Origin of the sequence: Granulicella sp. L46, assembly GCF_009765785.1 — a bacterium.
Classification (GTDB): Bacteria; Acidobacteriota; Terriglobia; order Terriglobales; family Acidobacteriaceae; genus Granulicella.
The window spans coordinates 977,141-1,000,370 of sequence record NZ_LMUT01000012.1 but is presented as its reverse complement, the minus strand read 5'-3'; the positions used below and the strand labels follow the sequence as shown (position 1 = coordinate 1,000,370).

Sequence of the window (23,230 nt, the reverse complement as noted above, 5' to 3'; positions counted from 1 at the left end):
AGTTCATTTGAAGACCGTAGATTGTTATAAAACACTGGCGGGAATTCGTCTGAATTCGACGAGATGACCAGCCGAGCCCGTACTCTCAAATCAACGAAATGAGGAGGACAAACATGAATATTCATGATCGCCTTCCGTTCCTCTCCTCCTCAGTCTGGACAATAGTTTTCCTGTTTGTTTTATCCGCCACGTGCTGGGCAAGAGACAAGAAGGACGTCATCGTCTTCGCGAATGGCGATCGGATGACATGCGAGATCATGCAGCTTCAAAAGGGCTACTTGTATGTCCGGCTGGCAAATGGGGAAGGCACAATCGCAGTCGACTGGACCAAGGTTGTTCGCATCGAGAGTCAATACAATTTTATTGTCACCAACGAAAAAGGAGAGCGATTTATCAGCAGCCTTAAGAAGGTGGCAGACGAAGCCTCGCCGGACAAATTCGTGGTGGAGGTCACGGGGAGCCCTAAGACCGATCTCATACCTTCGCTCGAGATAGTTGCCCTTCAACAAAATGACGTTGGTTTCTGGGCGAACCTGCACGGGTCCATTGACTCTGGTCTCAACTATACAAAGCAGCAAAATCGCGTCCAATACAACTTCGATTCAAGCGTTGTATATGCGAAACCCCTATGGTCAGCGGGTGTTGATTTGGGCTCCAGTTTCAGCGGTGGCGGATCTGATCAGAATTTTCGCCTTGATCTTCAAACGAACGTTGCAAGACAACTCCGTTCACCCCGGAACGTTTACATGGGACTAGTAGGCTTTCAACACAATGGCGAGCAGAACCTGGATCTGCGCACAATCTTGGGCGGGGCCGTCGGACATAATTTCCGCATGACAAATACCAGCCTGATTGCGGCATATGTTGGCGCAGACTGGAACAACGAGCATTATGAGGATGACCCGACATCGAGCAAAACCGGAAACAGCGCCGAAGCGGTTGTCGGCACACAATTCAACTTCTTTCGTTTCAGGACTACAAATTTCCTCGTAAATACTCAGGTGTTTCCGAGCATTACCGACCCGGGACGAGTGCGCCTGGACCTGAATGCAGCAGTGAAACTTAGACTCGCCAGACGCCTTTACTGGAGTGTCAGCTACTACTTGAACTACGATAGCCGACCACCGCAGAATCTAAATCATTCGGACTTTGGAACGGCCGGCAGTATCGGCTGGAAGTTCTGAAGGGGTCCGGCCAAAGATGGTCAGCACTCTCGCTCCAGCCTTGAGCCTCTGTCGGTTAAAGCAAACGCTCATTTCGATTCCTGTAAATGTTGACAGTTTCACGGAACCCCCGGGCAGGGTAGGATCCGGTAACTGACATATCGCGGTTACGCTCCATCTGTTGACCACACGGGAGCATTGATACGTATGTTCGGACACATCAGTACGAGTGGGGGTAACATTGGAAAGCGAATTCGACAATTCGATTCTTCCGGATTCGATTCCTGCCGTGCGACGGGTTCGCGGGGTGCGACGATTGCCCACACGTATTGCGATTTGGGCTGAAAAGGCGCGAGAACTCCAAAAGCAAGCTCACGTTTTCTACTTTGCGTTCAAACATCCCAAGACGCCCTGGTACGCACGACTGATTGCCGCCTGCGCGGCCGGCTATCTGCTTAGCCCTATTCAGATTATTCCGAGTTTTATCCCCGTAATCGGATTCATGGATGATCTGGTCGTTCTGGTAGTAGGGTTCAAGCTGATTCAAAAGGTCATGCCTCCAGAAGTGCTTCAGGAGTGCCGCGATCGCGCTGAAGCGGCCGAGGTGCAGAGAAAAACAGAGGTTAGATCCCTGGCCAGATTCTTTGTTTTCATCGCAATTGCAGTCTTGTGGCTCATCCTTGCAATCACAGGCAGTCTGCTGGTGGCAAGTCACTTTCGGCATAAGTAAGCCCCGCTCGACCGACCTGATGGACTGTCATATTTGACAGTTCCCACCGTGAAACGAACGGATTAGTTTCCTGAGAAGGATGACGAATCTCTGTCGGGAACAGCGACTCTGATCAACCAAATTCCAAAGTGGCTGCCTATCTCGTTTGGCGGTGCAGAAAGATGCACACATGAATTTGATGGCTGATGCTAGTCGTCCCCAGGATGCGCCGCCGGGTTTTCACCTTCTGGCAAAGCCAAGCGGGTCAACCTGCAACATTGATTGCACCTATTGTTTTTTCCTGTCCAAAGACGCCCTGTATCCGAACGAAAAGCATCGGATGTCGGACGAAACACTCGAACTCTACATCCAGCAACTCCTGGATTCGCATCGCACGCCGACCGTGACGATTGCCTGGCAGGGCGGCGAGCCCACGCTCATGAAGGTCGAGTTCTTTCGAAAGTCCATCGAAATCGTGCAGAAGTACCGTCGGCCCGGGCAAACCATTGAACACACGTTTCAGACCAACGGAATCCTCCTGGATGACGAGTGGTGTGCCTTTTTCAAGGAGCACAATTTTCTTGTCGGTATCAGTTGCGACGGCCCCCGCGAGATCCACAACACCTATCGCCTCGACCGCGGCAAGCAGGGCACCTTCGACAAGGTAATGAAGGGCTGGCGCTACCTGCGCAAGCATGATGTGGACTTCAACGTCCTATGCACGGTGAATGCCGCCAACGAAAAACACGGTCGTGCGGTCTATCGTTTTTTTCGCGACGAAATGGGTGCAAAGTGGGTCCAGTTCATCCCCATTGTCGAGCGAGCCAACGCTGACACGATCAATATCGCAAACCTGGGATGGAGTGAGCAGGCTGGCGGCCAGCGCATGCTTTACACGCAGTCCGGCAACATGGTCACCAATCGAACCGTGGGCAGCAGGCAATACGGCCAGTTCCTCATTGACATCTTCGAGGAATGGGTTCGCCATGATGTAGGCGAAGTGTTTGTTCAGTTATTCGATGTGACGCTCGAAGCATTTTTCGGCCGTCATCTGCTTTGCATCCACGCCCCAACCTGCGGGTACGGGCCGGCGCTGGAGTACAACGGGGACCTTTACTCCTGCGACCATTTCGTTGAGCCCAAATACCTTCTCGGCAACATCCATCAGAAGACTCTTTTGGAAATGGTGGCGTCGCCTGAACAGCGTAAGTTCGGTGATGACAAACGCAACCTGCTCACTAAGCAATGCCAGGACTGTAAAGTGAGGAACCTTTGCAACGGTGGCTGCCCCAAGGACCGGTTTGGCGTCTCGCGCGACGGAGAGCCTGGACAGAACTATCTTTGCGAAGGGCTTGAACTGTTCTTCATGCATACGGGCCCGACCATGGTGCTGATGGCCCAGTTGCTTCAGAAGCGTCGCGCCCCATCTGAAGTCATGGGGATCATAGCCGATCGCGATGCGGAGCAGACACACAATGCGCTCTGCCCTTGCGGCAGCGGCAACAAGTTTCGCAGATGTCATGGAGACCAAAATCCTGCGTCGCCATTCAGCAAGCTGGAACTCTCGCCGGTCGAAGCCGAACCCGTAGCTACCAACTGATACCAGCCGGAGCACATCAAGGCCCGACTAAGCCGCCTCGATTAGACCTCTCACTTCGCTCATGACTTACGCGCAACAAATGCCGCGGCGTAGCGTGCTTTCCACGGACACATAAGCGCTATTTACATTCCTGGCGAGATGACGTGTTGTTGGATTGCATACTGCACCAATCCCGCGTTGGTTTTCACGCGCAACCGTTCCATAACCTTGTATTTATGAAACGCAACGGTGCGAGGAGTCAGCTTGAGGATATAAGCGATTTCCTTCATCGATCTTCCCTCCGCCAGCAGCTGAAGGACCTCTCGTTGTCGGCTCGTGAGAATCTCCTGCCCCATGTCCGACACCCGGATATCGAGAAAAAAGCCGTCGGTATCACTCGTGACGAGAGGAGAGACATAGTATTCGCCTTTAAGAACTTCGCGAACTGCCGTTATGAGCTCTGTGCCGGCGGAGGTTTTCAGCAGGTAGCCGGATGCCCCGCACCGGAAGGCCTCAGCTGCGACGCCTAGATCGGGGTTCATCGTCAAGTATACAATCTTGACTGTGCGTTGCAGCCGTTTGATTCGCTTGCCTGCCTCCAGCCCATTCATCAGCGGCATTCCAACATCAAGGAGGACGACATCCGGTTTGAGCGCCGGAACGGCATCCAAAAGAGACTGTCCATCCGTAAAAATGCCAGCGACTTCTAACTCTGGCTCCAGAATTCGCGCACAGGCTTCAGCTACAAAGAAATGATCATCGGCGATCAGAACTCGAGGACGATTGGTTTGGCTCAAAGCTCCCCCTTGTACCGTTCAAGTTTGGGGAAATCTGGCCCGTGACTGGACTGGCACATGACTCCAGGCGCTTGCGCCCCTAAGTCATTGACCTGTCGAACCGATTTTCTCAAAGATGAAATGTTCATAACATCCTATCAACCTTTGCAGCTTACCCGGAAAAAATCCTGGCCGGGTCCTGCCCGTCCTTGCTCATCATCACCACTCCATTGCACACGCGAAAGCGCCGCTAAGCTGGAACGGTCTCAGTGGAATTGGAGCGAACACGCGAGGAGGGGATATCAACCGACTAACAGCGGCGATATTGCTGCTTGCGCGCGAACAACCCCTTCTCAGTGATGCTCCCTAATTTATCGCAAATCTTACTGGCAGTGCAGGGGTAAACCAACTGTCAAAACTGACAGTGTGAGATGCCCGGAAGAATCTAGCACGCCCATCCGTGGCCTCGAGGTATGCGAGCGCACCCGGCCAACCTCGGTGGGCTGCTGATGGAGTGGTGGCCCATTGACGGACCCTGCGCCGACTAAAGCTCGACGGCGACGCGTACAGAAAAACTACCTCCGCAATACCGCGCCACGTTTCTTACAGAATCCACAACGTCACACCGCAATCCATCTCACTCGGCTCTATGGCTGGCTATCCTGGCTGGACTTTCGTCCGGAGGTATCGCCATCAAGCCAGCTGTCAAAACTTACGGGTCACGAAAGTTCAAGTTGAAAGATAACTTCAACATACCGTTAAAAGTGACAGTAGGCAGAAAGATTAGGAAGTCATAGATTCGTCATCAAGGGTCGCCTTCTCATCGCGAGCCGCGATCATGGATTTAGAGCAGAACGCTCCATGGCGAACAGACGAAGTGGGGTAGAACAATGTCATCACCACGGGTTCTACTTGCCGACGATAATCGAGATTTCTTGCATCACGTCGTGGAAATGCTTGAGAGCAATTATCAGGTCATTGGCACGGTCGTGGATGGCGGCTCTGTATGCGCTGAAGTGTCGAGACTTCGGCCGGATCTCATGGTCCTGGATATCTCCATGGGACAGCACAGCGGCATCGAGATCGCCCGGCAGGTGCGCCAACAGGGTTACGCGGGTCAAATCGTATTCTTGTCTATTCATGAAGACCCTGACTTCATTGGGGCGGCAATTGGCGCGGGCGGGCGAGGGTACGTCTTCAAATCTCGAATGAATGCGGATCTCGGATTAGCTTTAAGGTCTGTGCTCTCAAGCCAGATCTTTATTTCTCCTCAAGGGCACCGCCCGTAGCCGCTCCGCTGTCAGTCACCGTCCTCACTCGGAACGGCAGCCAAATATTTGTCCGGATTACCGGCATCGTCGTTCTCGCACGTCCATTGCCCGTTATGCTGAATCAAGGTGGCGCCCGAAATCGCGTGAATGGTTCACCCAGGAGCCTATGTTCAGAAACCAAACCAATCATGACGATTAAAAATCATTACGATCCGCAATTGACGGGCCTTGGGGCTTCCCCTGAGGTCCAGGATTTCTACGATCGTTATCCCTACCCTCGACCTGTCGATAACCTCCAAAACTACGGTCGCCTCTGGGACGATTACCAGAGACGCGTAGCCGACTTTCATCTATTCTGGCCAGCTCAAACTTATAGGGAAGACTATTCGATTCTCGTTGCCGGCTGCGGTACATCCCAGGCCGCCAAATACGCGATCCGGTGGCCTAGCGCCCAGATCACCGGAATTGACTTCAGCGCAACAAGTTTGTGCAAGACCGAAGAACTCAAGCGAAAACACAATTTAACAAACCTTAGCTTGCAGCAACTTCCGGTCGAGAGGGCAGGGGAGTTAGGCGACAGTTTCGATCAGATTATTTGCACCGGGGTTCTCCACCATCTCGTCGAACCTGACGCGGGTCTCGGCGCATTGCGCAGTGTGCTCAAACCAGACGGAGCGATGCATCTCATGGTGTACGCCCCTTATGGCCGAGCCGGCATATACATGCTGCAGGACTTCTGCAGGCGGCTCGATATCTCCGCATCGGATGATGCGATTCGGGATCTAGTCACTGCGCTCAAATCTCTGCCTCCCGGTCATCCCATGGAAACTCTCCTGCGCACGGCACCCGATTTCGGCGACCAGGCAGAGCTCGCCGATGCCTTGCTGCATCCCCAGGACCGAGCTTATTCGGTACCGCAATTGTTTGAGTTTCTCCAAAGGGCTGGTCTTGCGTTTGGCCGATGGACGCGTCAGGCGCCCTACTCTGCAAGGTGTGGGGTCATCGCCGGGCTTCCGCAGACTCCGCGGTTGGAGAAAATCTCTTTGGAGCAGCAGTTTGCCGCGGTCGAACTCTTTCGGGGTACCATGGTCCGCCACAGCGCCGTCGTATATCACAATGAGAGTTCAGCCCAACTAAACCAGATTGATTTCGCGCACGGCGGCTGGCTTGATTATGTGCCGATAAGGATGGCTGATACAGTATGCGTGCTCGAAAGGCTTCCCCCCGGAGCCGCCGCGGTTCTAATCAATCGTAGCCACACGTTCCGGGACCTATTCCTGCCAGTTAACGCTATCGAGAAGCGATTCTTTGATGCAATCGATGGAAAACGTTCCATCGCGGAAATCGTTCGCGTCGCCGCTCCCTCCCCGAAGGAAACCGGGATTGCCGACCTCGCTCGCGATTTCTTTGAGCAGCTTTGGTGGCAGGACCAGGTTCTCTTTGATACATCCCGGCTGCCGAAAGCGACATAGGTACCTGGAACGATCGCCTGCTGTTCTTTTTGACAGTAGTCGCCGATTAACAGCCAAATTATTCTGCCAGTTAGATGAAATGCCAACAGTCGAAATGACGATTCAGAATCCGTCATCTGGAGAGTCGTCTGAATTTTCCGGTCGATGTGGGACTTAGTGCCGAGCTTCTGCCTCAGTTGATCGACCTCGTGTAACAAGTAGCTGCAAGAACCTTTCATTCCGCGACGAATTGCACATGGGGAAGCGGCCATTGCCGAATCCCGATCTACAGACGGATCGGCTGATAGGTCGAGTCAAGCAGGCCTTGATCTCGCAAAGCCGGTCGAAGGAGCACAGAATGAGTCCCGTAACGTGGCCGCGGGTGCTTATCGCAAGCGATCAAATTCGCCTCTCTGAGGAATACGCAAAGCTTCTGCAGCCGGAGTTTCAGGTCGTAAGCATCGTTGCGGACGAACCTGCCCTCATGGCAGCGGTGCGAGACCTTAAACCCGACGTCATCATCCTTGATCTGGGCGAAAGTTGGACCAATCATCTCGAGACTCGTGCGCGCCTCAAAAAACTGACTCGCATGGTCCGGATTGTGTACATTACATCCACGATTGACGCTGATATCGCCGCCGACGCAGCGCGGGGCGGAGTATCGGGGTATTTGCGAAGATCCCTTGACGACGAGAACCTCGTGAGTGCTGTCCGCGAAGTGTTGAAAGGCAAGCGCTACATCTCTGCATCAACCCTGCACGCCATCGAAGGTTTAGCCCTCGAAACCGAACCGCATCTCAGCCGGAAGAGACTCACCGATCGAGAGCTCGAAGTCCTTAAGTTGTTAGCGGAAGGGCGGACCATGAAAGAAGTTGCATACATCCTCACGCTGACTCCCCGCACCGTAGCGTTTCATAAGTACAAACTGATGCAGCGCCTTTGCCTGCAAACAAATGCTGATCTTGTTCAATATGCAATTCAGGAGCAGATTCTAACGCCACGATCCTAGCGATCTTCTGCCAGAGACCCAAAAAGAAATGACGGCACCGTCGCGCAGCGGGAGAGCCCTCTGATTCAACCTGCCGGGTCTAGCGGCCGCGCATGAATCCTTCCTTCTCGTTACCGAATCCTCGAGGACAGACTAACGCCTGACTCGTACACTCATTTCTTATCGAAGACGATGATCACAGGGTTTGCGGTTCCACACATTCCGTAAACCTCACCCGAATGACAGGCACTCACGGAGTACTTGAAGCACCCCGTTCCCTTTGCGACGACGGAAACAGCGTGGGCGGATCCGCCCCTGATAGCGCCGCTAGGATCGAACGGCGATGACGCGCCGAAATCGACGATAAAGCCGTCGCCTTTGTCGGTGCTCTTCCATGTAACTGTGGTCCCGACATTTACACAGAATAGGGAATTGCCCTTTGCTTTCGGAATGCTGGGAGTCGCCGACGCAGAATCAGCGGTCCGTTTCACATCCACGCTGCACGAAGTAGAGCCGGAGCCGCAGGTGTTGACGGCGGTGCACATCTGAGCAGCAGCACTGGGGTCTGCGCAAACATCCTTACTGTTTTGTGAGTGAGCAGCCGCGCTGCCTGATAGCAAAGAGAAGGCAAGTAGCGGCGCAGAGAAGCTAAGTACGGAAGTTCGTTGGATCTTCATAGTGCCTCACAATTCGACGCTCACGGGCGATGGTAGCAAGACGAATCGTCCCATAGCGTCAGTCGGGTCTATTGATGACAGCTCCTTGAACGCGAAGGTGTTCTAGTTGACGCCGGGAGTCCCTGCCCAGTCGAGCACGTCGACCAGTTTCCATGGGTTTTGTGTGAGGTCCCATTGCAGTTGGCCCTGGCTATCGAGCACTAGCTCGGCAGCAGGGTATAGGACGCCTGTGCTCTTGCTCTTGTCCTGGTCGTTGATTTCGAGAACGCCCGCGGTGAGATTGAACGACTGAGATTGCGTGTCAAAGAAAGCTTCGCCGAACCGAATCTGGCGATTGGTCACGAAGACAATCTTTCGGCCCGTCGGCGTCTGAGTCATCTTGATAAAGGAACAGTCATAGCCCAGAGTTCCGGTAATCTCAACATGGCCCACCGCCTTCATCTTCTGAAGAGCGTTCGACAATCCCTGGCCCTGGCCCTTGTTGAATGCGGTAACGAGGATCTGCCTGTCCGCCTGGGTTGAGTACTCATAGATGTTCAGAGTCACTCCGATATTCTGACCAAGCTGAGTTCCCGTTCCCATCGCTTGAGCTTCAATCGTTTCGGTCTTTGTTCCCGCGGATACAGGCAAGGAGGAAACCATGAACAATCCGACCAGAAGCCCAGCACCGATGACGACCTTTGCAATTTTTACTTGTCTGTGCATTTTTTTCTCCAATCTGTGGCTCTGTGTAGCATTTCCGATTTGAGCGGATACAGTTGATAAATTGGGCCGGTTGAAATGTTTTGCTATCGATCTGTCCGATCGTTGCTGTCTACAGCGATGTGTCGCCATCTCCGAAAACAGCAGCAAGGCGGCATGCGGTCAAATCCGAAGGCTCCGACACGCTCACATCGAGTCACGCGTATCAGATGTGTTGGAACGAACTGACACCCGCAGTATCTTCGATTGTTAAATTGCCGCGCAACTGTCAGATGTGACAGCGTGGTAAATAATCCTCCCAGCAGCAAGCCTGCTGACGCATTTTGCCGCGAGTTGAATGCATTTCTGTCAACCGCGCACCAAACTCCATGTCAAATCGCACCGGGGCAAAATCGGATTACGATTCGGTAGCAGACGTTTTGCGGTCAACTTCAAGATCGCCCATCCAACAGGCCAAACTCCCTGCGGGCCGGCCATGCAGACCACTACTCGACTGTTAATTCTGACAGGTGTGGAGACATTTCGAAGTCTGTAGAGTGTGCTCCAGTATTACTCTGCTATTAACCGCAGCACTTGCCGCACCCAGAGGACAAGATCATGTCGAAGGCAAGACCAACAGTTGGAACCGACGGCCGTCCGCTCCCAATTCTTCCCCCTGAGCGAGACGCCCGCGTTTGGGCGAAACTCGTCCGCGTCATGTTTTACACCCCTGGCTTTCTAGCGATGCTGCTACTCAAGGCGGGGGAGCCGGAGAGCTTTGGCATCACCATCGAATTGCTGATGCTTTCCAGCGCGGCGGCCATCGTGGGTGGCCTCTTCATCGGCACCCAACAGTCGGGCGAGGGCGCCGATACGACATCAAAAATCGGTACATGGAGCGGGTCGCTAGTGCTAGAGCTGCTTGCCGTGGTGCCGCTACTCTGTGCAATCCCGGCGCTATTCCATCAACTGGCTCATAGCCGGCTGCTCCACGCCATAACGCCAGGTACCGTTGACCCGACCCTGGGCGCATCGGAACTGCTGCCGATGGTCGCAATCCTGCCATTCATGCTTTACCAGCTGGGTGGGTTCGGGACTTTGGACTACATTGTGTCGAAACCAGTGAACTGGATCATCAACCTTGGGATTCTCGTCTTGGTAGCCTCGGGCTACATAGCCAATCGCCAAGGCTCCTTCGACATGGAGAGACACCTTGATGGGGTTCTGGTTGTGGCGATGGTGATCACCGTGTTCTATGGCGTGCTGAAACTGCGCAAGATGCAGGCCGCCTTCGATGCTCAATGCCCGACGAAACCTCCAAAGGACTAGGCAAGGAAAGTATTCGGAATGCATAGGGTTGCGCGGCGAGTCGCGGTCGCTGACCGAGGCTTTTGCGTTAATCGATAGTGTCGCCGAATAAAAGGCGCTGAGGAATATTCTTAATTCCGTCCTTATCGATACTGATGATGCGGTCGTAAAGCTCCTCTGGCCAAGGCTCGTAAGGCGACTCGTGTCCCAGTGCACGGATCAGCTTGGGTATCATGCCATGGTGCCAACACATCAAAACTATTTTGCCGTCAAACTCTTTTTTGTTTAAGTCTTTGACCATCTTCTTGATGTCTCGATCGGCATAGTCTGTTCTGACATCAATTCCAAGTTTATCCGCCGTTGGCCGGATTGTCTGGTAAGGTCGGGCGGAATGCCTTGTCGAAGTGGAGGCAAACACAAAATGGGGCTTCACGATTTGCGGGAGCAACTTCGAGAGCCCAACGGCGCGCATTCTTCCGCGCAACGCCAGATGAGGCAGTCGAGAGGCAGGTTTCTCCGCGTGCCTGACAATAACGATCCGCATCGGTCCCTTGGCCATGAGAAACAGTTCACCACGATCATCGCGGATTGGAAACTGTTATTTCTGACAGGTCTATTCGCGCATCTCCCAACTTAGGATCCAAACGATGCAAGATCATTCTGCAAGGTCGATGAGGCGTAGCTGGAAGCGGGCATTTTCACCCCTAATCGTGTTGCTGTTGTGCTCCGCCATACACGCTCAAGAAACGTGTCCCGTCGAGATCAAGCTCCTGCTCGTACCTTCGACCATCAAGTCCGTGCTGGCTTCCCTGAGCTTCGAAAAGCAAACGACCAGCCAAGTCTATTTCTTTGACACCGGCAATCTCAGCCTCCTCAACCAGGGCGTGATCGTGCGAGTCAGGCAGGGCGCTAAAAATGACCTCACGGTAAAGGTCCGCTTGCCTGAAGGCAACAATCAGATCGTAAGCTCAAAGCTCCGTGAGCAATTTGGGTGCGAGATAGATCGAACGGAAGCGGGAGCGAACACCTCTTATTCGGTCGGGAAAAACTACAAGGATCGCGAGATACCTGAAGGCGGTGACGACCTCTTCAGCGCTCTCAGCTCTCAACAACGGGAACTCTTAAGAGAGGCCCATGTTTCGATTAACTGGTCCCGGGTGAGAAGGACTCCCGACATCCACTCAACAACGTGGGCGACTCCCTCAGAGTCTCCATTTGGCAAACTCACACTGGAATATTGGGAGTTTCCCGGAGACAGTCTCCTCGAATTGTCTGCTAAGAGCGCGTCAAATGGGTGGGAATCGAAGTATACGGACTTGCACCGCATAGTGAAATTAAAAGGTCTGTCGCTAAGCGCCAATCAAGAGACGAAAACCAGCGCCGTGCTCAGGGGATTGAAGCATGAAGCGTCGCCACCCCATTGACTTCTATTAGCCCCGCCAGACATGGTGAAGCGGCTCCAAAATGTCGTAGCCACCTCAAGCTCATGCCGTAAGTAAAGGTCCGCTGGGTCGGACGCCGGGAGTGTGACGGCCAAATTGCACCAGGTGTGACCCTGGAACGTGCATCGCAATGACAACGCACCATTCGCTCGATGGAGGATGAATCGGCCATGAGAACCAAACCGGTTGTGAGCAAGCTTATCGTCGCCCTGGGTTTCCTTCTCTTTGCTACCACGCCTTTATTCGCAAGGGAAAGCACAGATGTGATCATCATGAAGAACGGCGACCGCCTTACCGGTGAGATCAAAGGGCTGAAGGCCGGCGTGCTCTACGTAAGCATGAAATACATACTGGGAACGAGCTCTGTTCAATGGTCGGAAGTTGCTCATGTGGAGAGTAAGCAGCTGTTCCTCGTGAAGACCGAGGACGGTTCGGTATACACCGGGAAGCTCAACACTACCGATGGTCCGACCGGCAGACCCATTATGATTGAGGTTGTAGAGGTAGCCGGACCGAAAGTGGAGATCGAGTCCCCCAAGATCGTCACGATGGACGTGACCTCGACGAAGTTCCTCCAACGATTCAACGGCAACATCGATTCTGGAATCATTTACTCCAAGGGCAACCAATCGACGCAGTACAGCCTGGGTGCGCAAATTAATTACCCGCGAGAACGATGGGCCGCCGGTGCCAGCATCAGCTCAACCCTCGCCGACAGTACCGGCGCCGCTAAGTCCACCCGCAACCAACTGAACCTCGACGCCTACCACCTCATGCGCTCGAAAAATTGGTTCTACAACGGTATGGGTGTCTTCCTGCAAAGTTCCGAGCAAGGCATAAACAGTCAGGTCACGGAAGGCGCTGGCGTCGGTCGATACGTGAAGAACACAAATCAAACGCAAATCTCAATATTTGCTGGGTTTGCCGGACAAAATACCGCCTATCTGGACACAGCCTCGCAAAACCTGGCATCAGGCCTGATCGCTGGGAATATTCAATTCTTCCGATTCAATAAAACAAATGCGAACGTCACAGCCTATCTTCTACCAATCATCGCTCAAGGCGGTCGAGTGAAATTCAATATGAACGCGACCTATTACATTAAGATTGTGAGTAACCTTTCCTGGAACGTTTCCTTCTATAGCAGCTTTGACAGTCAGCCTCCCAATCACCTTTCCGGCAGTGACTTCGGATCGCAATCGGGTCTGAGTTGGACGTTTGGTAACAAGTAGCGCCGAAATCTCTTTCGGCGCTTTCACCGCATCAACAATCGTGAGGCGTAGCTTAGACTCTCACGATAGGGTGAGGCTAAACCCGGGACTCTCGGGGTCTACCAGCCATGTCAGCGCTCAACCTGGCGCAAGACTATGAGCTTCAACACGTTGGGTGGACCGCGCGTCTCCGCGGGCGTTGGACCCCCATTCGACGTTCCGGATGTCTACCGCCCTGCGCCTTCCCAACCTCCCGGCCGCCCCCCATAAACCTGTCAGTTGTTACAGTTCACGACAACGGAGTGCCGGTGTATTCCTTTTGAGTGCAAGTCTCCATGCTTGGGCAACAGGGCGGGTAAATGTTGCGCACGCTGCGTACGTCGAGGTGAAGGCAGAAGCAAGTATTGCTCGCGGGGGATGAGCAAGGCGTAATCGCTGGGTCGAACGTCAACGAAATTCAACCAACGCGAAGGGACAGAATATGGCGGACAAGAAAAAACCAACAACGCAAAAGCCGAACATCCTTGTCATCTTCGGTGATGATATTGGGCAGTCCAATATCAGCGCCTACACGCATGGCTTAGTGGGCTACCAAACGCCCAACATCGATCGCATCGCCAAGGAAGGCATGCTATTCACGGATTACTACGCAGAGAACAGTTGCACGGCGGGCCGCTCCTCCTTCATCACTGGCCAAGCGCCGCTGCGCACCGGTCTTTCCAAGGTCGGTGCCCCGGGCGCTCCCGTCGGCCTCCAGCCGGGAGACATCACAATTCCCCAGGCCCTGAAATCACAGGGGTATGCGACCGCGCAGTTTGGCAAGAATCATCTCGGGGACAAGGATGAGTATCTGCCGACTGCGCATGGTTTCGACGAGTTCTTCGGGAACCTCTACCACTTGAACGCAGAGGAAGAACCCGAGCGCCCGTACTGGCCTAAGAATGATAAGGCGTTCGTGAAAGCGATGTCGCCGCGCGGCGTGTTGCATACCTTTGCCAATGGCAAGATCGAGGACACCGGCCCGCTGACCAGGAAGCGGATGGAGACAATCGATGACGAGACCAGTGATGCTTGCGCGGCTTACATCAAGAAACAGGCCGAAGATGGCTCGCCATTCTTCGTTTGGATGAACTTCACCCGCATGCACGTCTTCACGCACGTACGCGAGTCCATGTTGGGTCGAAGCGGAATGCCGGGCAATGAATATGCCGATGGCATGCTCGAGCATGATGAGGATGTAGGTAAACTGCTCGACCTGCTGGACGACCTGAAGATCGCCGACAACACCATCGTGATCTACACAACCGACAACGGCCCCAATATGTTCAGTTGGCCCGATGCCGCGATGACTCCGTTCCGAAGCGAGAAAGATTCGAATTGGGAGGGGGCGTTCCGCGTGCCGGCGATGGTCCGCTGGCCGGGAAAAATCAAGCCAGGCACCATATCGAACGAGATCTTCTCCGGACTCGACTGGTTTCCGACCTTGCTCGCTGCCGCCGGGGACGATGGAGTGACGGATAAACTGCTGAAGGGCTGGGCGCCTGAGGCATCCGGAAAGAAATTCAAAGTCCATCTCGACGGCTACAACCAGTTGCCCCACCTGACGGGCAAACAAGCGAAGAGCAACCGCAACGAGTTTTTCTACTTCAACGACGACGGAGACCTCGTCGCGATGCGTTGGGGTAATTTCAAAGCGGTGTTCTCAGAGCAGCGCGCCCAAGGCAACGCATTGATTTGGGCCAACCCATTCACTCCCTTGCGCCTGCCGAAGCTCTACAACCTGCGCATGGATCCGTACGAGCGGGCCGATATCACGTCCGATCAGTATTGGGACTGGGAGGTGAAAAACGCGTACCTTGTTGGCGAAGCAACGATGAAGGCGTCGGTGTTCCTCGAAACCTTCATCGAGTATCCGCCCAGCCAGCGGCCGGCGAGCTTCAGCGTCGATCAGGTTCGCAAACATGTGGACAAGAAGATTGACGAGGCGTTCGCAAAGCGCGGGCTGGAGTAGCAGCAAAGCGCCCAAACAAATCCTGACATCAACCCGAAACCGCCAAGGCCACTTCCCAGGAAGCAGGATGTCGGCCAACGCTCGAACGCTATGCCAAGATCGATAGCATAACCTAGTGTGTATCCGAGCGAGGAAGACATATGGCATCGACTCCAGAGAAATTCGATCAGGCTCCGACGGCCCAAAATGGTTTGAAGCATCCCGGCATGGTGTGGATACCTGGCGGGACATTCGCCATGGGGTCCGAAGCTTTCTACCGCGAAGAGGCGCCAGTCCATCCGGTCAGCTTAGATGGCTTCTGGATCGACACCTACGAGGTCACCAACGAGCAGTTCTCAGCGTTTGTGGAAGCGACCGGCTATGTAACACTCGCCGAGCGCCCGCTGAATCCTGCGGACTTTCCTGGCGCGCCTGCTGAGAATCTTGTGCCCGGCTCCATGTTGTTTCGCAAGACCGACCGCCCGGTCGATCTGAAGAATTACGTCAACTGGTGGGCCTGGTCGCCGGGAACGAGTTGGCGCCATCCGCTAGGGCCGGAGTCCTCGCTCGAAGGCCGTTCGCAACATCCCGTAGTCCACGTCTCGTACGAAGACGCCGAAGCCTTCGCAACGTGGGCGGCGAAAGAACTGCCCACAGAAGCAGAATGGGAGTTTGCCTCTCGCGGCCGTCTCGAAGGAAAGAAGTTCACCTGGGGCGATGAGGATTCCACGGATGGAAAGCCGATGGCCAACACCTGGCAAGGCGAGTTTCCCTGGCAAAATCTGCTTCAGGACGGCCACGAAGGGACTTCGCCGGTAGGGTCTTTCCCGCCGAACGGTTACGGCTTGTATGACATGGCCGGAAATGTGTGGGAGTGGACCAGCGATTGGTTTGTCCCGCGTCTCGGCGACGAGATGAAGAAATGCTGCGGCCCGACGTTCAATCCGCGCATCGCCTCACCCGAGAAGAGCTACGATCCCAATCAGGCGCAGTTCCGGATTCCGCGCAAGGTAGTCAAAGGCGGTTCGCACCTCTGTGCGCCCAACTACTGCTTGCGTTATCGCCCTGCCGCACGACAGCCCCAGATGGTCGACACCAGCATGAGCCATATCGGGTTCCGTTGCATCGCGCGCCTTCAAATGAACGAGGTGCCACCAGAAGCAATCAAAATCTAAATTAGCGAAGAGGTCAACGACGTGAAAATCGATCGCCGACCTTCTTCTGCTGAAGCCCGTGCGATCGCGAACACAGTCATCAACGGCACCTGGGAAAACCGGCTTTGCCCATCGCAGGGAATCAGCTTTTCATGGTCTCCCGGTGTTGCGTTAGTACAAAGCGGCCTTTGAGTCGAGACACGGAGAAGTCGCACAAAGCGAGGACAAACATTACCAGAACCCCAATGCAAAGCATGGGAGCCAGAAGTACGATGACGAATGTTTTGCCAGCCAAATTAAGCATGCAGGTACTCCAAGACAGTACAGCCCGGCGTCTTCACGAGTGGATTTTATGCAGTAACGATGCAAAGGCATGACTAGTTGCTCAAATTTATTGAGAGCTGACGCTCCAGGAGCGAAACTGCCTGCAAGACGGCGTTTCGGAAAGTTCAACCGGTTGTCAAACTGCCCTCGAATTTTTCGATAAGCCGACTGCCCGGCACTCCCCCCGCCCGGGTGGCATAAGATCGGAAGCAGAGGTATTCCGATGCAATACAAGAAAATCAATGTGGAAGTGATCGTTGTTGCTGAGGAGGCCGAGGCCGTTGTCGCGGGACTGAACGCCGCGCTCGATCAGCTCGAAGAGAGCCATACACTTTTCGGTGGTGAGATTGACACGGTCGCTTTCGAGCATTCAGGAAAACGAAGGAGATCGGCACTCGGGCACACGATCGCCGCAGGTGAGACGGTCGTTGGTGCCCTCAAGACAGCACGTAACGGGATGAAGGTTGCCCTTCGCGCAGTCATCTAATCCAGGCTCTCGCGCGAAGCTAAGGGCATGGATCACAGTGGAAAGCTCGGAGCCGAAGGCTTGCCGGAAGATCAGTTCAGATAATGAAAAAGGCGCTGATAACTGCGGCACTTTTGTGGCCCCTCCCCTTGCTGGCGCAAAGCACCACTGGCGAATTGCGTTTAACCGTCGCTGATCCTGCGGGATTGGGCGTGAGGGCCACGGTAAACCTCGCCAGCCAGGGCACCCAATATAGCGAGACATTCGTGACGAATCAGCAGGGCAACGTGGACGCCAAGCGCCTGCCCTATGGGATCTATCATCTCCAGATTCAAGCCCAGGGGTTTGCTGCAGTTTCCGAGTCGGTTGAGATAAGGTCCGCGCTGCCCATGGATCGCAAGATTCAGCTGCAACTAGCTTCCCTCTCCCAATCCGTGCAGGTCACCGACACAAACACGCTGATGGATCCGTACCGTCCAGGTTCAGTTAATGAAATAGGTTCGGAGCAAATTCAGAACCGTTTGACGGCAATTCCCGGCCGCTCCATCCAGGATCTGGTGAACTCACAGCCCGGTTGGCTCTATGAAGGCAATGCCGTGTTGCACCCGCGCGGATCGGAATATCAGACCCAGTTTGTTGTGAACGGGATTCCGCTCACCGACAACCGTTCGCCCAGCTTCGGCCCGGAGCCTGCCGAAGCCCAAAACGTCCAGTCCCTCAAGATTTATACCGCCGGCATTCCCGCGGAATACGGCAGGAAGATGGGAGGCGTAGTTGAGGTCAACACTCTGCAAAACGGAACCCCGGGACTTCACGGACAATTCACTTTTTTTGGCGGCAGCTATGATACCGCCGCGGCCAGTACTCAGGACCAATACACATGGGGGAAAAATACGATTGGCGTGAGCGCTTCCGGCAGCATGACGAGCCACTACCTCAACCCCGTGGTCCCCGAAAACTACACCAACAACGGCACCATCGCCAGCTTCTCGGGGAGTTATGAGCGGGACCTCACGGAGAAAGACCGTCTCACGTTCTTTGTCATCCACGAACTCGACCGCTATCAAATTCCCAACGAGCTGGTACAGGAGAACGGGGCATATTTACCAACCGCGAATAACGACAACGGTTGCCCACCCGTCCCGCCCGACCAGGAGCCTGCTGATTGCGTATACATTCCCGGAGGGCAGCTGCAGACCGGCGACAACTTCGAAACCATGGGGAGCATCGCCTACCAGCACATCTTCTCGCCGGACGCGATGGGATGGCTGCACTTCATGGCGCGCGATAACTCCAACGACTATCAATCGAACCCGGCATCGTGGCCCCTCATCGCGACCCAGCACAACTACTTCAACGACATCTACTTCAACGCCAGCGTGGCCGTCCATCATGGAAGGAACGAATGGAAGGCCGGCGTCGAATCCGACAATACCTTCCTGCACGAAAACTTCAACTACGTCATTCCTTACTGCGCCAATCTGGATGATCCTCAATGCCCGATAAGCTTAGGCATCCTAAACTCAGCCGCCGTAACCTTCGCTTTCAATGGCGCCCGCTCGGATCTCGAACAAGCCGCCTATGTTCAGGATTTAATCCGCCTCGGCAACTGGACCATCGACGCGGGCCTGCGGTGGGACCACTATCAATTGCTGTTGAACCAAAACGCGGTGAGTCCGCGCCTCGCCGTATCGCGCTTCTTTCCCACGCTTAACCTGAATATTCACGGAGCCTACGACCGCATCTTCCAGACGCCATCCAACCAAAACATTCTCCTATCCAGCTCCCCGGAGGCGGAGGCTTTGGACACCAGCGTTCCCGCAGTGCAATTGCCGGTCCCGCCCTCGCACGGCAACTATTACGAATTGGGCGCAACCCAAGCGCTGTGGAATAAAGTACGGGTAGACGCGAATATGTTCCGCCGCGACGTAAACAACTACGCGGATGACAATCAAATCCTGAGTACCGGGATAAGCTTCGCAATCTCGTTTCAAAAAGCCATCATCTATGGAGCGGAAGGGAATATCGAAATTCCCCACTGGGGACCGTTCTCGGGCTTCGTCAGTTACTCCTACATCGTGGGGAATGTTTTTTATCCTGTGACGGGCGGATTATTCCTGGGAGACAATACGGCCAATCCGACCACCGGACATTTCCCAGATTCGCAAGACCAGCGGCAAACGATTCGCGCACGAGGGCGTTATCAAATCGCCCCCCGCGTTTGGCTCGCCCTCGGATGCGACTTCAACAGCGGTCTACCATTTGAACCCGATTTGACTCCCGAGCAATATGCCACCACGTACGGTCAGGTGGTAGTCAATCACCTCAATTTCACTCGTGACCGCATCAATCCTTACTTCACGCAAAATGCCACGGTGGGGGCCGATCTCTACAAGCGGGAAAATCGTACCGTGCAATTTCAGGCCGACATCGCGAACGTGAGTAACACGCTCGAACTTATCGACTTCGGAGGACTATTCTCCGGCAACGCGATCGGGCCGGCACGTCAATACACCTTCCGCCTCGTAACAACGTTCTAGGAGCCGCAGCGCCTGCCGTTGAATGCACTGTCACAGCGGCAGAAATGCACTTAAAACGAAGTCGCTCATTCCATCGCACGCTATTGCACGCCTGGAACGGAGACTCCGTAAGTGATTGATTGTAGATTGGGGCGGCTAGTGGGGGTCGAACCCACGACATCCGCTGCCACAGAGCGGCGTTCTGCCACTGAACTATAGCCGCCGTATCGTTCTTGATTGTAGCATCCTACCAAGCAGAAGCGAAGGGGGAACGTGAGCCATGACGGTAAGAACAACACAACCGGAGATTCTGCCGCCAGGTTCGGCAAACCGCACTGCAGACGGAATGCACCAGCGCCTGGGCGGCGGCGGAGGCGCCTTTCGCGATGAAAACCTCGACATGCTCTCCCGCGTGCTCGACACCTGGTTTCGCGTTCCGGGCACCAATATCCGTTTCGGCGTCGACGGCGTCGTCGGCTTCATCCCCGGGGTTGGCGATCTCCTCGGAGGCATGGCCAGCTGCATCATCGTCCTCGCTGCCTACTTCCGCGGCGTCCCCCTGATTACGATCGCGCGCATGGTAGCCAACCTGGCCATTGAAGTGGTTGCGGGCCTGGTACCGGTGCTCGGCAACCTCTTCGATATCGGCTGGCGAGCCAACCGCAGGAACTATCATCTGCTGGAGCAAACCTTGGCTGCTCCCCGCAGGGATACCGCCCGCGACTGGCTATTCATGGGTCTGCTAGGCCTTGGATTGCTGGCCCTCGCCATGCTCCCGTTCCTTCTGCTGTTATGGCTTGGAGGATCGTTATTGCATTCTTTGAATGCCCCGGGTTGGCGTTGACTTGGTATCATAGGATTGTCGGGGCGTAGCGCAGCCTGGTAGCGCATCTGCTTTGGGAGCAGAGGGTCGGGAGTTCGAATCTCTCCGCCCCGACCATCATCCTCAACAACGTATGGTTCTACTTCCAGACCCGCAATCAAATTGTGTGGAATCTGTCGTGTCCTCGATCGGGCCCCTCAACCCGAATAGTAGCCATCCTCCGCCATCCGTTTTCCCATCTCCACATACATAGCGCCATTGCGCGGCTGCCAGGTTTCCAGGCCGTCCACATAGCGGTTGTACATAGAAAAGGCCGCGGCGATCAGAATGGTGTCGTGGATGTCGAGATCCGTAGCCCCTTGCTCGCGCGCTGCGTCCACAAGCTCTTTCGTGACTCTCTTGCCATCGATCTGGACCTGTTCCGCAATCGCAAGCAGCGCCTTCAGCTTCTCTGAGATCGCTGCGGTTCGATAGTCCTGGCAGACGGACTCCACGAGATCTCCGCTGCCGCCGTTGAGGTGGCTTGCCGCGGCGCCGTGGCTCGTCTGGCAGAAGTAGCAGGTGTTTCTCGAAGACACGAAGGCCGCAACCAGCTCCCGGTCCCTCGAGCTGAAGCCGTCGTTGCCGGACGTGTGCAGAAGGATGTGCGCCAACTCCCGCATCGGCTTTGCGGTGTCGGGGCGAAAGGCGAAGCCGGCAGTAATTCCCGGCATATCTTCGGGTAGAGCGATGTGGGGCATGGTTATTCCTCCAACGAGATGCTGGCTACGGCCAGAGCGTCATGACTTGCTTGGTAAGGAGTGCGATCGCGGCGCAGGAACAGGCTGATAACTGCGGCGAGCAGCGTGGTGAAGGCAAGCCCTACGATGCACCGTGGTTGATAGGAACCTGCGCGGTCATAGAAGTGCCCCACCACCATCGGGCCGGTCGCGCCCCCGATGGCGTAGGCGGTCCACGTAAGACCATACAGGACCGAAAAGTGTTTACGCCCGAAGTAGCGCGCCAGCAGATAAGGTGCGACGTCGGCTTCACTTCCGAGCCCGATACCGAGCAGAGCTGCGCCAACCAGGGCCATGGCCGACGTTCCTGAGAAGGCGAGGATCAACGTACCGGCAGTGGAGATCAAAAGGATTACGGTCTGGATTCTCTGCGCAGGGAAGCGGTCAATGAGAAAACCCGTACACAGGCGGCCAAGGATGCCAGAGCCACCACGTACGGACAGCGCCAGGGCTGCGGCCTGCACTGTAACGCCGTGCTCCGTAAGCATGGCGGCAAGATTCGTAACCAGGCCATTTTCACCGAAGGCCGAAAGCATGATAATGGACGCCAGAATCCAGAACGGCGCCGTGCGGAGTGCTGCCGCTACGGTCACACCGGAGAGTTGGCTCTCGTCTTCTCGCTGCGTTATTGGCCGATTGCGTACAAGAAGTGCGGTGAGCGGCATGCCCAGCAGTGCGATGCAGCCCAGCATAAGATAAGCGTCGCGCCAGCCGTGATGATCGATCACCCACTGCGTCAGAGGAGGAATCACAATGGACCCGACGCCACTGCCCGTAAGGATGAGAGCGAACGCAAGCCCGCGCCTGCTTTTGAACCACGTGAGTATGGTGCGCGCATAGGCGAACTGCGCTGTGCCATTCGCGACCAGGCCAAGGATAAAGTAGGTCAGGTAGAAGCGTTGGATGCTCGGACCGAGTCGGCTCAGCGACGCCAGTGCGAGCGCGAAGATCACGATCGAGGGAAGAATAATCCGGCGAGGAGGGAAGCGGTCAAGCAGGACGCCAATGCCGGGGGAGACGACCGCAACGGTGATGGCAGCCAGGGCAAACGTGCCGGAGATAGCCTCGCGCTGCCAGCCGAAGGCCGCATGCAGCGGATTCAGAAACAGGCTAAACGTGTACGGCACGATGGGAGCGAAGCTCACCATCACGCCGACAAATGCGGCCGCGGCTACGTGCCAGCCCGTGTACCGAATCGAGGATTCTTCATCCACCAGGGAAACGGTCGCACCGCTGCTCATCGACGACCGTCGCGATCAAGGACAAGCGTAGGGCTGGAGGAGGCGGGCGACTGCAAGTCGGAGCGCTGCGTCCCAAGATGCTCCCCCGACGCCTCAAGCAGGCCCTGCGATGGCAGCCCAAAAGCATTCACCACTCGATTGAAGCACGCAAATAAAGCAGTAAAGTGGATGGCCTCGGCGATCTGCAGGTCCGTCCAGCCCGCGCCACGGAGGTGTTCCACGTCATGAGGGGAGATGACGCTCGAGTCCTCCGTGATCTCCTGGGCAAACAGCAGCAGGGCACGCTGTGCAGGAGTCAGCGATACCGAGTGAAGATCACAGTTCGTTGCTGCCGCAAGCTGCTCCGCTGAGCCGCCGCTGGTGCGCAGAGACGCCCCATGGCTGTCAGCACAGTAATCGCAGTTGTTTTGCGAGGAGACAAACGTTGCGATCAGTTCCTTGTTCGCGCGCCCGAGAGCCCCGTCGGAAAACAGCATGGTCTCTGCGAGTCCCATCATGTGTTCCAGCAGTGGCGGGTGGGTCGCAAAACACTTCAGGATGCCGGGGACAGTCGGTCGGCCGAAGGTGGTACGAAATTTTGCGTACAGTTTCGCTACTTCTTCTGACGCATTTGCTTCGTCCACTACAGGCAGGTTTTTGGATTCCGGGAGAGGCATATTTACAGATCTTATCGGATAG

General features: G+C 55.2%; 20 protein-coding genes and 2 tRNA genes. 15 read left to right on the top strand and 7 right to left on the bottom strand.

Annotation, left to right across the window (positions count from 1 at the left end):
• Positions 1–113: 113 nt before the first annotated feature.
• The 3 genes from GSQ80_RS13675 to GSQ80_RS13665 all read left to right on the top strand — a co-directional run bounded on the left by GSQ80_RS13675 (position 114) and on the right by GSQ80_RS13665 (position 3,472).
• Positions 114–1,184 carry a DUF481 domain-containing protein gene (locus tag GSQ80_RS13675; RefSeq protein WP_158788143.1) on the top strand — a complete coding sequence of 357 codons (1,071 nt, stop codon included), beginning with the start codon at positions 114–116 and terminating at the stop codon, positions 1,182–1,184.
• Positions 1,185–1,404: 220 nt separating this feature from the next.
• The gene (locus tag GSQ80_RS13670) at positions 1,405–1,893 is read left to right on the top strand and encodes a YkvA family protein (RefSeq protein ID WP_158788142.1); all 489 of its coding nucleotides are present in this window, start codon (positions 1,405–1,407) and stop codon (positions 1,891–1,893) included.
• Between the two features lie 169 nt (positions 1,894–2,062).
• A complete protein-coding gene (locus GSQ80_RS13665; RefSeq protein ID WP_158788141.1) occupies positions 2,063–3,472 on the top strand; it encodes an anaerobic sulfatase maturase in 1,410 nt (469 codons plus the stop codon).
• A gap of 122 nt (positions 3,473–3,594) precedes the next feature.
• Here the strand turns inward: GSQ80_RS13665 and GSQ80_RS13660 are convergent, their stop codons facing one another.
• A complete protein-coding gene (locus GSQ80_RS13660; RefSeq protein ID WP_158788140.1) occupies positions 3,595–4,248 on the bottom strand; it encodes a response regulator transcription factor in 654 nt (217 codons plus the stop codon).
• Between the two features lie 869 nt (positions 4,249–5,117).
• On the opposite strand from GSQ80_RS13660, the gene GSQ80_RS23920 reads away from it, so the two are divergent.
• From GSQ80_RS23920 to GSQ80_RS13645, 3 genes are all read left to right on the top strand, one after another.
• Positions 5,118–5,516, top strand: a complete 399-nt coding sequence (locus GSQ80_RS23920) for a response regulator (protein ID WP_371315716.1) — start codon at positions 5,118–5,120, stop codon at positions 5,514–5,516.
• Positions 5,517–5,611: 95 nt separating this feature from the next.
• On the top strand, positions 5,612–6,970 hold the full coding sequence (locus tag GSQ80_RS13650; RefSeq protein ID WP_254059636.1) for a bifunctional 2-polyprenyl-6-hydroxyphenol methylase/3-demethylubiquinol 3-O-methyltransferase UbiG: 1,359 nt from the start codon (positions 5,612–5,614) through the stop codon (positions 6,968–6,970).
• Between the two features lie 337 nt (positions 6,971–7,307).
• Positions 7,308–7,958, top strand: a complete 651-nt coding sequence (locus tag GSQ80_RS13645) for a response regulator transcription factor (protein ID WP_158788137.1) — start codon at positions 7,308–7,310, stop codon at positions 7,956–7,958.
• A 758-nt stretch (positions 7,959–8,716) separates the two neighbouring features.
• Here GSQ80_RS13645 and GSQ80_RS13640 read toward each other — a convergent pair.
• Positions 8,717–9,331 (bottom strand): hypothetical protein, encoded by a 615-nt coding sequence (locus GSQ80_RS13640; protein WP_254059635.1) that lies wholly within the window; start codon positions 9,329–9,331, stop codon positions 8,717–8,719.
• A gap of 582 nt (positions 9,332–9,913) precedes the next feature.
• On the opposite strand from GSQ80_RS13640, the gene GSQ80_RS13635 reads away from it, so the two are divergent.
• Positions 9,914–10,624 (top strand): hypothetical protein, encoded by a 711-nt coding sequence (locus tag GSQ80_RS13635; RefSeq protein ID WP_158788136.1) that lies wholly within the window; start codon positions 9,914–9,916, stop codon positions 10,622–10,624.
• A 67-nt stretch (positions 10,625–10,691) separates the two neighbouring features.
• On the opposite strand, the gene GSQ80_RS13630 is transcribed toward GSQ80_RS13635, so the two are convergent.
• Positions 10,692–11,162, bottom strand: a complete 471-nt coding sequence (locus GSQ80_RS13630) for a histidine phosphatase family protein (protein ID WP_158788135.1) — start codon at positions 11,160–11,162, stop codon at positions 10,692–10,694.
• 88 nt (positions 11,163–11,250) lie between these two features.
• On the opposite strand from GSQ80_RS13630, the gene GSQ80_RS13625 reads away from it, so the two are divergent.
• The 6 genes from GSQ80_RS13625 (at position 11,251) to GSQ80_RS13600 (ending at position 19,730) form a co-directional block, all read left to right on the top strand.
• A complete protein-coding gene (locus tag GSQ80_RS13625) occupies positions 11,251–12,027 on the top strand; it encodes a hypothetical protein (protein ID WP_158788134.1) in 777 nt (258 codons plus the stop codon).
• A 188-nt stretch (positions 12,028–12,215) separates the two neighbouring features.
• Positions 12,216–13,277 carry a DUF481 domain-containing protein gene (locus GSQ80_RS13620; RefSeq protein WP_158788133.1) on the top strand — a complete coding sequence of 354 codons (1,062 nt, stop codon included), beginning with the start codon at positions 12,216–12,218 and terminating at the stop codon, positions 13,275–13,277.
• Between the two features lie 460 nt (positions 13,278–13,737).
• Positions 13,738–15,267 (top strand): arylsulfatase, encoded by a 1,530-nt coding sequence (locus tag GSQ80_RS13615; protein ID WP_158788132.1) that lies wholly within the window; start codon positions 13,738–13,740, stop codon positions 15,265–15,267.
• 140 nt (positions 15,268–15,407) lie between these two features.
• A complete protein-coding gene (locus GSQ80_RS13610; protein WP_254059634.1) occupies positions 15,408–16,421 on the top strand; it encodes a formylglycine-generating enzyme family protein in 1,014 nt (337 codons plus the stop codon).
• 526 nt (positions 16,422–16,947) lie between these two features.
• A complete protein-coding gene (locus tag GSQ80_RS13605) occupies positions 16,948–17,211 on the top strand; it encodes a hypothetical protein (protein WP_158788131.1) in 264 nt (87 codons plus the stop codon).
• An 83-nt stretch (positions 17,212–17,294) separates the two neighbouring features.
• Positions 17,295–19,730, top strand: a complete 2,436-nt coding sequence (locus GSQ80_RS13600; protein ID WP_158788130.1) for a TonB-dependent receptor plug domain-containing protein — start codon at positions 17,295–17,297, stop codon at positions 19,728–19,730.
• A gap of 127 nt (positions 19,731–19,857) precedes the next feature.
• Here the strand turns inward: GSQ80_RS13600 and GSQ80_RS13595 are convergent.
• Positions 19,858–19,932: transfer RNA gene (locus GSQ80_RS13595), tRNA-His, on the bottom strand.
• A gap of 57 nt (positions 19,933–19,989) precedes the next feature.
• On the opposite strand from GSQ80_RS13595, the gene GSQ80_RS13590 reads away from it, so the two are divergent.
• Together GSQ80_RS13590 and GSQ80_RS13585 are read left to right on the top strand one after the other, a co-directional pair.
• Complete coding sequence (locus GSQ80_RS13590) at positions 19,990–20,553, top strand: DUF4112 domain-containing protein (protein WP_158788129.1); 564 nt, start codon at positions 19,990–19,992, stop codon at positions 20,551–20,553.
• 19 nt (positions 20,554–20,572) lie between these two features.
• A tRNA-Pro gene (locus GSQ80_RS13585) sits at positions 20,573–20,649 on the top strand.
• 80 nt (positions 20,650–20,729) lie between these two features.
• Here GSQ80_RS13585 and GSQ80_RS13580 read toward each other — a convergent pair.
• From GSQ80_RS13580 to GSQ80_RS13570, 3 genes are read right to left on the bottom strand one after another with little or no spacing between them, the layout of a single operon-like run.
• On the bottom strand, positions 20,730–21,272 hold the full coding sequence (locus GSQ80_RS13580) for a carboxymuconolactone decarboxylase family protein (protein ID WP_158788128.1): 543 nt from the start codon (positions 21,270–21,272) through the stop codon (positions 20,730–20,732).
• 2 nt (positions 21,273–21,274) lie between these two features.
• The gene (locus GSQ80_RS13575; RefSeq protein WP_158788127.1) at positions 21,275–22,552 is read right to left on the bottom strand and encodes an MFS transporter; all 1,278 of its coding nucleotides are present in this window, start codon (positions 22,550–22,552) and stop codon (positions 21,275–21,277) included.
• Positions 22,549–23,208, bottom strand: coding sequence for a peroxidase-related enzyme (locus GSQ80_RS13570; protein ID WP_158788126.1), 660 nt, complete (start codon positions 23,206–23,208; stop codon positions 22,549–22,551). The genes GSQ80_RS13575 and GSQ80_RS13570 overlap by 4 nt, the downstream gene beginning before the upstream one ends.
• Positions 23,209–23,230 lie beyond the last annotated feature (22 nt).